General features: G+C 65.9%; 15 protein-coding genes. 7 read left to right on the forward strand and 8 right to left on the reverse strand.

Going from position 1 to position 14188, the window contains the following annotated elements; genetic code table 11:
• Positions 1-74: 74 nt before the first annotated feature.
• From ACP15K_RS10090 to ACP15K_RS10115, 6 genes are all read left to right on the forward strand, one after another.
• Complete coding sequence (locus tag ACP15K_RS10090) at positions 75-608, forward strand: TRAP transporter small permease (protein WP_193143000.1); 534 nt, start codon at positions 75-77, stop codon at positions 606-608.
• Positions 608-1891, forward strand: a complete 1284-nt coding sequence (locus tag ACP15K_RS10095; RefSeq protein WP_424990436.1) for a TRAP transporter large permease — start codon at positions 608-610, stop codon at positions 1889-1891. The genes ACP15K_RS10090 and ACP15K_RS10095 overlap by 1 nt, the downstream gene beginning before the upstream one ends.
• A gap of 37 nt (positions 1892-1928) precedes the next feature.
• Entirely contained in the window at positions 1929-2966 is a 1038-nt protein-coding gene (locus ACP15K_RS10100; protein ID WP_193143001.1) for a DctP family TRAP transporter solute-binding subunit, read from the forward strand.
• Between the two features lie 75 nt (positions 2967-3041).
• A complete protein-coding gene (locus ACP15K_RS10105) occupies positions 3042-4283 on the forward strand; it encodes a diaminopropionate ammonia-lyase (protein ID WP_424990437.1) in 1242 nt (413 codons plus the stop codon).
• Positions 4280-5509 (forward strand): M20 family metallo-hydrolase, encoded by a 1230-nt coding sequence (locus ACP15K_RS10110; RefSeq protein ID WP_193143003.1) that lies wholly within the window; start codon positions 4280-4282, stop codon positions 5507-5509. The genes ACP15K_RS10105 and ACP15K_RS10110 overlap by 4 nt, the downstream gene beginning before the upstream one ends.
• Positions 5506-6423 carry an N-carbamoyl-D-amino-acid hydrolase gene (locus ACP15K_RS10115; protein WP_424990438.1) on the forward strand — a complete coding sequence of 306 codons (918 nt, stop codon included), beginning with the start codon at positions 5506-5508 and terminating at the stop codon, positions 6421-6423. Before ACP15K_RS10110 ends, ACP15K_RS10115 begins: the two co-directional genes overlap by 4 nt.
• 18 nt (positions 6424-6441) lie before the next feature.
• Here the strand turns inward: ACP15K_RS10115 and ACP15K_RS10120 are convergent, their stop codons facing one another.
• Positions 6442-7155 (reverse strand): endonuclease/exonuclease/phosphatase family protein, encoded by a 714-nt coding sequence (locus ACP15K_RS10120; protein ID WP_424990439.1) that lies wholly within the window; start codon positions 7153-7155, stop codon positions 6442-6444.
• A 75-nt stretch (positions 7156-7230) separates the two neighbouring features.
• Positions 7231-9012 carry an SLC13 family permease gene (locus ACP15K_RS10125; RefSeq protein ID WP_193143006.1) on the reverse strand — a complete coding sequence of 594 codons (1782 nt, stop codon included), beginning with the start codon at positions 9010-9012 and terminating at the stop codon, positions 7231-7233.
• A gap of 150 nt (positions 9013-9162) precedes the next feature.
• Here ACP15K_RS10125 and tal point away from each other — a divergent pair, with 150 nt between their 5' ends.
• A complete protein-coding gene (tal, locus tag ACP15K_RS10130) occupies positions 9163-10101 on the forward strand; it encodes a transaldolase (protein WP_424990440.1) in 939 nt (312 codons plus the stop codon).
• 128 nt (positions 10102-10229) lie between these two features.
• On the opposite strand, the gene ACP15K_RS10135 is transcribed toward tal, so the two are convergent.
• The 6 genes from ACP15K_RS10135 to napG form a co-directional block, all read right to left on the reverse strand.
• Positions 10230-10700, reverse strand: coding sequence for a nucleoside deaminase (locus tag ACP15K_RS10135; RefSeq protein WP_193143008.1), 471 nt, complete (start codon positions 10698-10700; stop codon positions 10230-10232).
• Between the two features lie 225 nt (positions 10701-10925).
• Positions 10926-11183, reverse strand: a complete 258-nt coding sequence (locus ACP15K_RS10140; RefSeq protein ID WP_193143009.1) for a hypothetical protein — start codon at positions 11181-11183, stop codon at positions 10926-10928.
• 72 nt (positions 11184-11255) lie between these two features.
• Positions 11256-11957, reverse strand: coding sequence for a NapC/NirT family cytochrome c (locus tag ACP15K_RS10145; RefSeq protein ID WP_193143010.1), 702 nt, complete (start codon positions 11955-11957; stop codon positions 11256-11258).
• A 26-nt stretch (positions 11958-11983) separates the two neighbouring features.
• Positions 11984-12427: a nitrate reductase cytochrome c-type subunit gene (locus ACP15K_RS10150; RefSeq protein ID WP_424990441.1), complete on the reverse strand. Its 444-nt coding sequence runs from the start codon at positions 12425-12427 to the stop codon at positions 11984-11986.
• Positions 12428-12448: 21 nt separating this feature from the next.
• Positions 12449-13360: a quinol dehydrogenase ferredoxin subunit NapH gene (gene napH / locus ACP15K_RS10155; protein WP_193143012.1), complete on the reverse strand. Its 912-nt coding sequence runs from the start codon at positions 13358-13360 to the stop codon at positions 12449-12451.
• The gene (napG, locus tag ACP15K_RS10160) at positions 13357-14178 is read right to left on the reverse strand and encodes a ferredoxin-type protein NapG (protein ID WP_193143013.1); all 822 of its coding nucleotides are present in this window, start codon (positions 14176-14178) and stop codon (positions 13357-13359) included. The genes napH and napG overlap by 4 nt, the downstream gene beginning before the upstream one ends.
• Positions 14179-14188: the final 10 nt, after the last annotated feature.

Genomic DNA, 14188 nt, shown 5'->3' on the forward strand with positions numbered 1-14188 from the left:
TCGTTGTTCCATGGTAAAAGAAAAGTGTCTTTCTCTTTGTACGTCAAGTCCCAGCCAGAGAGGCCAGAACCAACGTGTCCCCAATCTCGGAAAAAGCCAAGCGGCTCAGCCTGCGCGTCAACTGGGTGGTGGAACGTGTCTGCGTTGCCCTTCTGGTGCTGCTGGTGCTGGATGTCTGGCTTGGCATTCTGGCGCGCTATGTCATCCCCCTGCCGATGACCTTCACCGAGGAGCTGGCGCGCTACCTGATGATCTGGATGGCGCTGCTGGCGGTGTCCTCGGGCATCGCGCATCGCGAACACATCGGGGTGGAGTTCATCTTCAGCCGCCTGCCCGCCTCGGCCCGCCGCTGGCTGGCCACCGGGTTCGACGTCATCGCCTTCATCTTCTTCGCCGCACTTTTCTACTATGGCATCGGCTTCGCCGAGCGCGGGTTCTCGCGGCTGACGATGATCTACGCCATTCCCAAGGGCTATCCCTTCCTCGGCGTGCCACTGGCCGCGGGCATGGCCTGCGTGCAACTGGCCCTGATCGGGATCCACGACTTTTTCAACGATACACCGCCCGAGGCCTTGGGCGCGACGCTGCTCGATCCGGGAGACGACTGATGGGTGCACTGCTGGTTGCAATCGCGTTTTTCGGGCTGATGGCCCTGGGCATGCCGGTGGGATTTGCCATCGGGGTGTCGGGCATGATCGGCATCCTGGATATCGGGCCGCGCTTCATGCAGATGGCCCCGGACCGGCTGTTTGCCGGGCTGGACCTGTTTCCCTTCCTGGCGATGCCCTTCTTCATCCTGGCGGGCGAGATCATGAACCGCTCGGGCATCACCCAGGGGCTGGTGAAGCTGGCGAACGCGCTGGTGGGCTGGATGCGCGGCGGCATGGCCCATTCCAACATGGTGGCCTCGGTCATGTTCGCGGGCATCACCGGGTCGGCCACCGCCGATGCGGCGGCCTTCGGCAACACCATGGTGCCGGCCATGCACAAGGCGGGCTATTCGAAATCCTATGCCGCGGCGGTGACGGCGGCGGGGTCGATCATCGGGCCGACCATCCCGCCGTCGACGCTGGCGATCATCTATGGCTCGATCATGGGGGTGTCCATTGCCGGGCTGTTCGCGGCGGGCATCCTTCCGGGGCTGCTGATCTGCGCCATCTGCATGGCGGTGATCGCCCTGACCGCGCGCCGCAAGAACCTGCCCAAGGGCGAGGGCCGCCCCAGCTTTCGCCTTGTCATTCAGGCCCTGCGCGAGGGCTTTCTGGCGGCCCTGTTGCCGCTGTTCATCCTCGGCTCGATCCTGGGCGGCTTTGCCACGCCGACCGAGGCCGCCGCCATCGCCGTCGCCTATGCGCTGTTCGTCGGCGGGGTGATCTACCGGGCGCTGACCTGGCGCGACCTGTACGAGATCGCCGTGCGCACCACCCGGATCACCGGGGTGATCTTCCTGATCATCGCCGCGGCCTCGATCCTGGGCTGGTGGATGACCTTCAACCGCATTCCGCAGGCGATTGCCGAGGCCATGCTGGCGGTCTCGGACAATCCCAACATCATTATCGGCATGATCCTGATCCTGCTGCTGCTGATCGGGCTGGTCATGGACATCAACGCCACCCTGATCATCCTGGCGCCGGTGCTGGCGCCGCTGACCCTGCAGATCGGCATGGATCCGGTCCACGCCGGCATCATGATCATTCTCGCGCTCAACATCTCGCTGATGACGCCACCGGTGGGCGCCTGCCTGTTCGTGCTGGCCTCGGTCACCGGCGAAAAGGTCGAGGCCATCACCCGCGAGCTTTGGCCCTTTATCCTGGCCGAGGTGGCGATCCTTCTGCTGATCGCCTTCTGGTCCGATCTCACCCTCTTCGTCCCAAGGCTACTGGGGCTCTGACCCCCGGCTCAACGTCCCAAAAGGAAAGGAATATCCCATGTCTTTACTGAAATACGCCTCTGCCGCGCTGATCGGTGCCTGCCTTGCCACCGGCGCCAACGCCGCCGACATCACCCTGCGTCTGGCGCATCTGAACCCCGACGATCCCTTCGCCTCGCATTCGGGGGCCATGGCGGCGGTCTTTGCCTCGCTGGTGGAATCCAACTCCAACGGCCGGATCGAGGTGCAGGTCTTCCCCAACGGCCAGCTTGGCAAGGACAACGAGGTCATCGACCAAGTGCGCTCGGGCCTCGTGGAAAGCACGATTTCCTCGTCGGGCGGGATGGCGCAGCACTATCCGCTGGTTGGCGTCTTCGATATTCCCTTCGCCTTCCCCAACATCGGCGTGGCCTCCAAGGTGATCGACACCGACAGCTCCTTCGGAGAGGCCTTCGTGGCCGATCTGGAAAACAAGACCGGGCTTGAGGTGCTGGGCTTGCTGGATTCCGGTGGCTTCTTCGCCTTCACCTCGGGCAAGGCGCCGATCACCTCGGTCGAGGACATGGACGGTCAACGCATCCGCACCATGACCCTGCCGACCCATGAAACCATGGTTTCGTCGCTGGGCGGCCAGCCGACGCCGCTGCCCTGGGCCGAGGTCTATACCGCCCTGCAAACCGGCGTGGCCGATGGCCAGATGAACCCGGTGCCGATCATCGCCTTTGCCAAGTTCGACGAGGTGCAGAAATACCTGTCGGTCACGAACCACCTGATCACGCCCTACATCTGGACCATGAACGCCGAGTTCCTGGAAGGGCTGAGCGCCGAGGATCAATACCTGATCCGCTGGGCCGCCGATGTTGCCACCGACGCGGGCCGCGCCATGAGCCGGGTCATCGAAGCCTCGGATCGCGGGTTGCCCGCGCTGGCCGAGAAGATGGAGGTCAACGTGGTGACGCCCGAGGAACAGGCCCGATTCGCTGCCGCCGCCCAGCCCGCCGTGCGCGCCCTGATCGAAGACAGCTATGGCGCCGAGGGCATGGCCCTGCTGGACGCGATGCTGGCCTCGATCGACGAGGAACGCGGCAACTTCTGAGCCTTGCCAACCGGTCCGGGCGCCCCTTCAGTGCCCGGACCCCGCCCCGCACCGGGCATGACATTCGAGGATCCCATGACGATCGAGCTGACCCGCGGCCCGGACACCCCTGCCGCCTATACGCTGCGCCTGAATCCGGCCGCGGCCCCGAGAAACCCCTGGACCGCGGCGCAGAACGCGATCCTCAGCGACGCGGGCTTTGCCGCCGCGCGGGACACCATCGGCCATTGGCCGGGGTATGCGCCCACGCCGCTGGTGGCGCTGCCCGATCTGGCCGACCGGACCGGGGTCGTCAGTCTGCACTACAAGGACGAAGGCGGGCGCTTTGGACTGGGCAGCTTCAAGGCGCTTGGCGGCGCCTATGCCGTGGCGCGGCTGCTGCAAGCGGAACTGGGCAAGGCCCTGGGCCGCAAGGTGACCATGGATGAGGTCACGCAGGTCGCCCATCCGGATCTGGCCGCGAAGATCACCGTGTGCTGCGCCACCGATGGCAACCACGGACGCTCGGTCGCCTGGGGCGCGCAAACCTTCGGCTGTGCTTGCGTCATCTTCATCCACGCCACCGTGTCCGAGGCCCGCAAGACCGCCATCGAAAGCTTCGGGGCCGAGGTGCGCCGCTGCGACGGCAACTATGACGACAGCGTGCGCGCAGCCCAGGACACCGCCCGGCACGAAGGCTGGTTCGTGGTCTCGGATACCTCCTATCCCGGCTACATGGAGGTGCCAAAGGACGTGATGCAGGGCTATGAGATCATGGCCGCCGAAGCCTTCGACGCGCTGGACCATCCGCCCACACACATCTTCCTGCAAACCGGCGTCGGCGGCATGGCCGCAGCGGTCACGGCACAAGCCAAGCGGCGCTGGGGCGATGCCCGCCCGGTGATCGTGCTGTGCGACCCGGATCTGTCCGCCTGTTTCCTGGAATCCTTCCGCGCCGGGAAACCGGCGGTGGTCGAAGGCGATCTGGACACGCTGATGGCCGGGCTGGCCTGTGGCGAGGTTTCGGCGCTGGCCTGGGCGGTGCTTGAGGAACACGCCGATGCCGTCATGGCGGTGACCGACGCCGCCGCCGTCGCCGCGATGAAACATCTGGCCTTCCCGAAGGGCGGTGACCCTGCCGTGGTGGCGGGCGAATCCGCCGTGGCCGGGCTGGCCGGGCTGCTGGCGCTGGCCGAGGATGCCGAGGCCCGAAGCCTGCTGCATCTTGGCCCCGACGCCCGCGTGCTGCTGTTCGGCACCGAAGGCGACACCGATCCCGCCCTTTACCAAGACCTCGTGGGCGCGCCCGCCGCCACCATCCGGCAGGGCACCGCATGACCCCCGAAATCTGCCCCGACCGCATGATGGCCCGTCTGACCGAACTGGGCCGCATCGGCGCGCTGGAGGGTGGCGGCGTCAGCCGCCTGGCGCTGACCGACGCCGACAAGGCCGGACGCGACTGGCTGGTCGCGGGGATGCGGGCGCTTGGACTGAGCGTCTTCATCGACGGCATCGGCAACATCTGGGGCATTCGGCCCGGCACCGGCGATGGCGCGCCGATCATGGTCGGCTCGCATATCGACACTGTGGCGACCGGCGGAATTTATGACGGTGCGCTCGGCGTGCTGGCCGGGTTGGAGGTCATCGCCGCCCTGAACGCCTGTGCGGCGCGCACCGAACACCCCGTCGCCGTGGCCGCCTTCACCAACGAGGAAGGCGCGCGTTTCGCCCCTGACATGATGGGCTCGGGCGTGCATCAGGGGGCGTTGGAACTGCAGCAGATGCTGGCGGTCACCGCCACCGATGGCAAGGGCGTGGTCAAGGAAGACCTGGACCGCATCGGCTATCGCGGTGACGCCGCCCCGATCACCCCGGCGGCCTTTCTGGAACTGCACATCGAACAGGGCCCGGTCCTGGAACAGGACGGGGTGCGTATCGGCGCCGTGACCGGCGTGCAGGGCATCCACTGGACCGAATTTACCGTGCACGGCCAGACCAACCACGCCGGCACCACGCCCATGGCCCTGCGCCGCGACGCCGGACAGGTGGCCATGCGCATCGCCCGCGAAGCCGACGCCATCGCCACCGACAACGGCCCGCCACAGGTGGCCACCGTGGGCGTCTTCGAGGTGTCCCCCGGACTGGTCAACGTGGTGCCCGACCGCGCCCGCCTGACCGTCGATCTGCGCAACACCGACGGCGCGGTGCTGGAGGCCGCCACCAGGCGGCTGACGGGTTTTGCCGAGGCCGCCGCCGCCGAGGCCGGGTGCACCCTGACCCATCGTCCGTTGGCCCGCTTTGCCCCCGTGGCCTTCGACGCGGGTCTTGTGGACAAGGTCGAGGCCGCCGCGACGGCGCGCCAGTTGTCCGTGAAAAGGATGCCCTCGGGCGCGGGCCATGACGCGCAGATGTTCGCGCCCAATTGTCCGACGGCGATGATCTTCATCCCCTCGCACAAGGGGCTCAGTCACAACGTGAAGGAACACAGCGACGAGGCCGATATCATCGCGGGCACGCAGGTGCTGCTCGATCTCGTGTGCGATTTGGCAGGGGTGGAAACATGAGCCGGAAATTCGTCGTGGCCGGGGCCCAGATGGGCCCGATCCAGCGCGGGGACAGCCGCGTCTCGGCGGTGGCGCGCATGTGCGCGCTGATGCGCGACGCCCATGCCCGTGGCGCGGAACTGGTGGTGTTTCCCGAACTGGCGCTGACCACCTTCTTCCCGCGCTGGTTCATGACCGACCGGGCCGAGATAGACGGCTGGTTCGAAGCCGCCATGCCCAATGCCGAGGTTCAGCCGCTGTTCGATCTGGCCCGCGAACTGGGGGTCGGCTTTCACCTGGGCTATGGCGAACTGACCCCCGAAGGGCGGTATTTCAACACCGCGATCCTTGTGGACAAGACCGGCGCCATCGTCGGCAAGTACCGCAAGATCCACCTGCCCGGCCACCGCGAGGATGAACCCTGGCGCCCGTTCCAGCATCTGGAAAAACGCTATTTCGAAAAGGGCGATCTGGGTTTTCCGGTGTTCGAGGCCTTCGGCGGCAAGCTGGGCATGTGCATCTGCAACGACCGGCGCTGGCCCGAAACCTGGCGGATGCTGGGGCTGGGCGGGGCCGAACTGGTGGTTCTGGGCTACAACACGCCGCTGCATTATCCGCCCGCGCCGGAACACGATCACCTGCAATACTTCCACAACGAGTTGTCGATCCAGGCCGGATGCTACCAGAACGGTGTCTGGGCCGTGGCCGTCGCCAAGGCCGGGATGGAGGAAGGCAGCGAGTTGATCGGCGGCAGCGTGATCGTCGCGCCCACCGGGGAAATCCTGGCCCGCGCTGCGACCAGCGGCGACGAGATCATCACCGCCGAGGTCGATCTGAACCGCTGTTCCGAAACCCGCGCCAATGTCTTCAACTTCGCCCTGCACCGCGAGCCGCAGGACTACGCCGCCATCACTGCCCCCAAGCCCAAGGGCTGACGGCTCCGGCCTATGGCTTCAACCCTTGGTCAGGTCCGGCAGGGTGACATCGCCCCAGATCGGCAGGTGATCCGACGCCACCTTGGCCAACTTGCCCTGTTCGACCCCGGCATCGCGCAACGCGACTCCGGTGCTCAGGGCGATCCGATCCAGCCCCGCCATGGGCCGGGCGCTGTGGAAGGATCTGCCGGGGCTGATGACCTCGAACCCGTCGGCCAGCGGCTCCAGCCCGGCCGTGTCGGACCATTCGTTGAAATCGCCCAGGATCGCCGTGGCCCCGGCCCCGGTTTCGGCCAGATGGGCGCGGATGCGGGCCAGTTGTTCCAGACGATAAGGGCGCAGCAGCCCCAGGTGGGTGCCGACCACGGTCAGATGGCCCGTATCGGTGCCCACGTCGACCTGTACGGCACCGCGCGGCTCCAGCCCCGGCAGTTCGATGCGATCGACCCGGTGAATGGTCAGCCCGCGCCGCACCAGCACCGCGTTGCCGTGCCAGCCCAGGCTGACATCGTTGTCGGCCAGCCGGGCAATCTGGAAATCGGTGTCGCGCAACAGGGCTTCGACATCCATCGCCGTGGGCCGGTTGCCCAGACGCTTGTCGGCTTCCTGAATGGCGACGACATCGGCATCCAGACTGTTGATGACATCCAGGATCCGCCCCGGATCGCGGCGATAGTCCAGCCCCACGGCTTTGCGGATGTTATAGCTGGCAAGGCGAAGCTGTCGGGTCATCGGGGCATGTCCTGTTCGGGCCTCTTGGGCATAGGACGGCACGCCCGCGCAACGCAAGCCCCGTCCGGGCGCTGGTCACATGGGCCAGACCAGCAGGATCATCGGCACCGAGGTCGCGACCACGAGAATTTCCAGCGGCAGCCCCATGCGCCAGTAGTCGCCGAAGGAATAGCCCCCCGGCCCCAGGATCAGCGTGTTGTTCTTGTGACCGATGGGCGTAAGGAACGCGCAGGACGCCGCCACCGCAACCGCCATCAGGAAGGGATCTGGACTGACCTCCAGACTGCGGGCCATCTGGATGCCCACCGGGGCCGCGACAATCGCCGTCGCGGTGTTGTTCAGCACATCCGACAGGGTCATCGTCACCACCATCAGCACCGTTAGCACCGCCCAGGCCGGCCAGCCCGCGGTCAGCCCGACCAGCGCATTGGCGATCAGCGCCGTACCCCCCGCCGCATCCAGCGCCGCCCCCAACGGGATCATCGAGCCCAGAAGCACGATCACCGGCCATTCCACATGGTCATAGATATCCGACAGTGGCAGGATGCCGGTCAGCACATAGGCCACCACGACGATCCCCAGGGCCACCGGCAGATACACCAGCCCGATAGAAGCCAGCGCCACGGCGGCGGCAAAAATGCCGATGGCCAGCCAGACCTTGCTGGCGTCGGTGACGGCCAGTCCCCGGTCGGCCAGCGGCAAGGCACCCAGCCAGTCGGCCACCGCCTCGCCCTCGCCTTCCGGGGTCAGCAGCAGCAGGATATCGCCCGGCTCCACCGTGGTCTTGCGCACTTCCCTGGCAATCGAACGCCCCTGACGCGAGATGCCCAGAAGGATGGTGCGCTGGCGCCATGCCAGCCCGAGACTGCGGGCGGATTTCCCGACGATGCGCGCACCCTCGGGCACCACGACCTCGGTGATCGACAGACCCGCGCCCTCGGCGGACAGGCGTTTCTGGTCAACCTCATTGGCGAAATCCAGCCCCACGGTGGTGCGGAATTCGTCCAACGGCTCGGGCTGTGCCTCGATCACGATGGTGTCGCCGCTTTGCAGCAGGGTATTGCGCTGCGTGCCATAGCGGCGCTGGCCGTCCCGCACGAGGCCCAGGATGGCCACGTCATTCTTTTCGGCCGGTTCGTAAAGCTCGAACAACCGCTTGCCGATCAGCGGCGACTCCTCGGGCACCGACAGCTCGGCGATATAGTTCTTCACCGCCTGTCGGGCATCGGAAATCGCGCCCGCACCCTCGCGCTGCGGGATCAGCCGCCAGCCGACCAGCGCCACGAAGGCCAGCCCGACCAGCGCCGTGACCCCGCCGACCGGGGCGAAGTCGAACATGCGAAAGCCCTCGCCCAGCGTGTCCTTGCGGATGGTGGCCACGACGATATTGGGCGGCGTGCCGATCAACGTGACCATGCCGCCCAGGATGGTGCAAAACGACAGCGGCATCAGCGACAGCCGCACCGCGCGTCCGGCCTTTTTCGCGGTCTGGATGTCCACCGGCATCAGCAGCGCCAGCGCGGCCACGTTGTTCATGAAGGCCGACAGCACCCCGCCGATGGCCCCCATGAAGGTGATATGCGCGCCCAGCCCCCGCTCGGGATCGACCAGCGTGCGGGTGATCAACCCCACCGCGCCGGACCGGACCAGCCCCGCCGAGACGATCAGCACCAGTGCCACCACCATGGTTGCCGGGTGACCAAAGCCGGAAAAGGCGTCTTCTGCCGGGATCGGCCCCAGCACCACGCCAAGGATCAGCGCCGAAAAGGCCACGAGATCATAGCGGAACCGCCCCCACAGCAACAGGGCGAACACAAAGCCGAACAGGCCGAACAGGATGATCTGGTCTGAAGTCATGCGTTAGTTGTACGACAAGCTGCGGACTCGGACCAGCGGGCAGCGCCATGGAAAATCGCATCGCCGGGCGCACGGCATTGATAGCGTTAACAACTCAGTTGCCCGCCGCCGCATTTTGAGAGATACAGACGCCAACACAGGAGCAAGAAAATGACCAGTGTACTTGAACAACTCCGCGCCATGACCGCGGTGGTCGCCGATACCGGCGAAGTGGCGGCGGTAAAGCGCTATGAACCGGTGGATTGCACCACCAACCCCTCGCTGGTGCTGGCCGCCTCCAAGGATCCTGCCTCGGAAGAACTGATCGCGCGCGAGATCGCGGCCGGGCGCGCCAAGGGGCTGACGCCCGAACAGATCACCGCCACCCTGACCGTCGCCGTCGGGGCCGAGCTGACCAAGCTGGTGCCGGGCCGGGTATCGACCGAGGTCGACGCCTGCCTGTCGTTCGACACGCAAGCCTCGGTGGCGCGTGCCCATGACATCGTGGCCGACTATGCCGCGCGCGGTGTCGATAAAAGCCGCATCCTGATCAAGCTGGCCTCGACCTGGGAGGGCATCCGCGCGGCGGAAATCCTTCAGAAAGAAGGCATCGACTGCAACCTGACGCTGCTGTTCAGCATGGCGCAGGCGGTGGCCTGTGCCGATGCCGGTGCCTTCCTGATCTCGCCCTTCGTGGGCCGCATCACCGATTGGTACAAGGCCGCCGAAGGGGTCGAAGGCTATGCGCCCGACGAAGATCCGGGCGTGAAATCGGTGCGCAAGATCTATGACTATTACAAGTCGAACGGCATCGCCACGGTGGTCATGGGCGCGTCCTTCCGCAACGCGGGCCAGATCAAGGCGCTGGCGGGATGTGACAACCTGACCATCGCCCCTGCCCTTCTGGACGAGCTGTCGCGCGACGAGGCCGAGCTGCCCCGCGTCCTGTCGCCCGATGCCACCAGCGGCATGGCTCCGATCACCATGGACGAAGCCACCTTCCGCTGGGAGTTGAACGCCGACGCGATGGCGACCGAAAAGCTGGCCGAAGGCATCCGCAAGTTCGACGCCGACCACCGCAAGCTGATCGAGCTTGTCGCGGCCCGGTAAGACACACCGGGGCGGGTTCGGGCGGCAGATGCGCCCCGAACTCGCCTGAACCTAGTCCGGCCGTGATCCCGGCCTGACAATCAGCGCCGGGCGTGGGCATGGGCAAGATCCCCTCGGCAAGCGATGGATCACCAGAACCCCGCATGGGTGCGCAGGATCTGCGGTTCGAGTTCGGGAAACGGGCCCGACACCTGCACATCGCGCTGGCCGGCGGACAGCACCTGCCGGCAGGGCAGCGACATGGTCAGGTTCTCGGGATTGTCGCCGGTCAGTTCGGCCAGCCGCGCCTCGGTCATGCCAAAGACCACGCGGCCGATCCCGGCCCAATAGCAGCCGCCCGCGCACATGCTGCAAGGCTCGACCGAGGTATAAAGCGTGCATCCGGCCAGAAACTCGGGGCCATGGGCTCGGGCGGCGGCGCGCGCCACGTTCAGCTCGGCATGGCCGGTGCCGCCGTCGGTGCTGTGGGTGTTGCCGCTCTCGAACAGGATGTTGCCCTCGGCATCCGCCAGAAGTGCCCCGAAGGGATGATTGCCCGAAGCACGGGACTCCAGGGCAAGATCGATTGTCCGTTGCAGGAGTTTGAGATCGTCGGGCATGGAGCCTCCGGGTTGGTTGCGGTCGCACAATTCCTAGACCGATGCGGACCACGAGCAAAAGCGGAAAGACCTTGGCAAGACATCTGACACCGCGCCGGTCCCGGCTGGTGGGGGTGCCGGCCTGTCGATGCACATCCGGCTGATCGGCGACCACGGAAAACGCCGCCAACCCGGACGGGCGGCGGCGCGCTCAGATCCGGCGGGCCGGATGTCCGGCCCCTGTCCTCAGGCCAATGATCCCTTGTGACGGATGGCGCAGCCCACGACACCGGCCGCAGCCCCCACCGCGACCGCGATCAGCAGGTCATAGACGGCAATTTCCGCGAACGAGAAATGCGCGAAGATCAGCGTGTTCAGGATGCCGACGAAGCCGCCCATCGAGGCCGCCAGCGACCAGTTCCGCGTCATCATCCCAAGGGCAAGGCCCAGAATCCCCGGCAAACTGAGGATGTTTCCCGCGATGGTTCCAAAGAAATCAAGCATACCAGCCTTCCCAAGTAGATGTCTGTGCAACCGGCTGCCCGCGCGCTGCGGACAGCCGCCCGATGTGTCGGCCTATTCGGATTTTTCGCCCAGGAATCTGCGGATCGCGTGCAGATCGACGATCGAGCTTTGCGACAGTTCCGGTTCGCCGCCCAGCTCTTCCACGACCCGCTTGTATTCTTCCAGGTATCCCGGTGCCAGCGCATGGGCGATGCCCTGGTGGCAGTCGATGCAGGTCATGTTGTTGTCCAGCGCGCGCTGGTGTTCGGACGCCGCGCGGTTCTCCTGAGCGGTGAAATCCATGTATTCGAAGGCGTGGCAGTTGCGGCATTCGCGGCTGTCCGAGGCCTTCATCTTGCGCCAGACCGAGGCCGACATGTGCAACCGCCGATCCTCGTATTTCTCCTCGGTCGAGATCGTCCCCAGCAACTCGTGGTACACGTCCTTGGCGGCCATGATCTTGGCCTTGACCTTGTGGTTCCATTCCTTCGGAACGTGACAGTCGGGACAGGTCGCGCGCACGCCTGAATGGTTGTTGTAGTGGATGGTCTCGCGGTATTCGCCGAGGTTGGTTTCCATCGTGTGACAGGACACGCAGAATTCCTCGGTGTTGGTCAGTTCCAGCGACCAGTGGAAGCTGCCCCAGAACATGATGCCGGTCAGAAAACCCGCGATCAGAATGAAACCGATGCTGAGTATCCCGTTCGGGGTCCAGAACCGGTCCCACAAGCCAAGCAGGCCCTTGCGTCGTGTCTTGTCTTTTGGATCAGCCATGTTGGTGTCTCCTTGAACTCACCGGTTCAGCGCAGGTTCGCGGAAGGTTGAAAATCATTCCCGACCAGTTCGGGGGTGTTGGCTTGCGGCACATGGCACTGGTTGCAGAACCAGCGGGTTCCGGCGACCTGGTCCAGTTCGTTGCCGTCGCGATCCAGGTAATGGGTCATCGACAGGGTGGGCGCGCCACGCTCTCCGGCGTTGGTCCAGTCATGACAGCTCAGGCACTGGTTGGTGCGAAGGTCGATCTGGTACTGGCTGGCAGTATGCGGGATCAAGGGCGGCTGCTGGCGATAGTTTCGCACCATGCGGCCTTCGATCTGGCGTGGAACCTGGTCGAGCAGCTGTGGCTCGTCCACATCGGCGCCGCGAAGCGAGGTGACGCTTCCGACCCCCTGCGCCACGGCCCATCCGGCCAGAGAAAGGGTTACGACCAGGGCGGAGACACCCGCAAGGACCTGCTTATTCATCTTTGTTCTCCGTTCTTCCGTTCAGGCGGCGTTTCTGGTGGCAGGGGGCGCTGCCGGTTCCGTGAGGGGGACGACACGTTGGTCGTAGCGATGGGTGAAGGCGAAGACATCCACCGAGCAGACATCAATGCAGCGCCCGCAGTTGGTACAGTCGGGCGAAAGGATGATCGGGGTCTCCCCCGGTTTTCCCTTCAGGGCAGGCGAGATCACCTGTTGTTCCGGGCAGACCGCGTAACAGTCCATGCAGTCGTCGCAGGCCTGCCGGTTGGCCGCGCTGACGCGCAGCAGGCTGCGGGCGCCAACAAGGCTGTAGAAGGCGCCGACCGGGCAGACATGCCCGCACCAGCCGCGCCGGGCGACCACCAGGTCGAACAGGAACACCGCCACGACCAGCGCCCAGGCAAAGCCCATGCCGAAGACAAGGCCGCGGTGCAGCATGGTGATCGGGTTGATCAACTCCCAGGCGACCGTGCCCGTGATCGCCGAGGCCGCCAGCACCGCGCCGAGGATCCAGAAGCGCGTGTTGCGCTTGGGCTGCCAGCCCTTCGGCATCCCCAGCTTGTCATGCAGCCAATGGGCGGCGTCGGTGACCGGGTTGATCGGGCACACCCACGAGCAATAGACCCGCCCGCCGATCAACCCATAGGCCACCAGCACGATGATCGCGCCCAGAAGGGCGGTGAATTCCGGCCAATGCCCGGCGACCATGCCTTGCAGCAACACCAGCGGATCGGTCAGCGGCAGCACCCCGAAGGTGCGCGACCCGGCCAGCGTGCCGGTGACCCACCACAGGCCGAACCACGGACCCAGCAGGAACAAGACCAGGAAAAATGCCTGGCTCAGACGCCGCAACAGCAAGAAGCGATGCGCACCGATCCAGCCTTTTTCGCGGATGGCCTCTTCTCCGACGGGCAGTCTTGTCTTGACGCTCATTGCCCTGCCCCCGGAAGCTTGAAGGCCGGGTCGAACCCGCCGGGCGCGACAAGATTGTCGGTGCCCGGTCCGGGCAGGCGGTCGGGCAGATCGATGATGCCTTCGACCACCGGCGCGCCCTTCAGTTCCTTTTCTTCCCAGCCCCTGCGGTAGTGTTCCGCCGAACTGCCACGGGCCAGCCGCATCGGCAGAACCTTGATCGTGGCTTCCGGCAGGACGCAGCTTTTCTCGCACATGCCGCAGCCGGTGCAGTGGTCCGCATGTACCGTGGGCGCAAAGATGGCGTGATGGCCCGACACCTCGTTGTGGCGCAACTCCAGCGTGATCGCCTTGTCGATCACCGGGCAGACCCGGTAACAGACATCGCAGCGCAGCCCGAGGAAGTTCAGGCAGTTTTCCTGATCCACCAGGACCGCGACCCCCATCTCGGCGTCGTCGATATCATCCAGCGCCGGGTCCAGCGCGCCGGTCGGACAGGCCGCCACGCAGGGGATGTCCTCGCACATTTCGCAGGGCACGTCGCGGGCGGTGAAATAGGGCGTGCCGGTGGCCGGCCCGTCTTCTCCCAGTTCCGCCAGCTTCAGGGTGTCATAGGGGCAATCCCGGACGCACAGCCCGCAGCGAATGCAGGCTGCCAGAAAGTCATCTTCTGGCAGGGCACCGGGCGGCCGCAACGCCTCGGCCGGCAAGGCGCGGGCGTCCCGCGCCAGATAGGTCAGACCCATCCCGGCAATTGCGCAACCGCCCGCCGCCCGCGCGGCGTCCCGAAGGAACCGGCGGCGGTCAGTTGAGCGTGGCTTTCCTCCTGCGGCAGGCATGGCGTCGCGT

Source organism: Fluviibacterium sp. S390 (assembly GCF_049800695.1).
In the GTDB taxonomy this organism is placed as follows: domain Bacteria; phylum Pseudomonadota; class Alphaproteobacteria; order Rhodobacterales; family Rhodobacteraceae; genus Meridianimarinicoccus.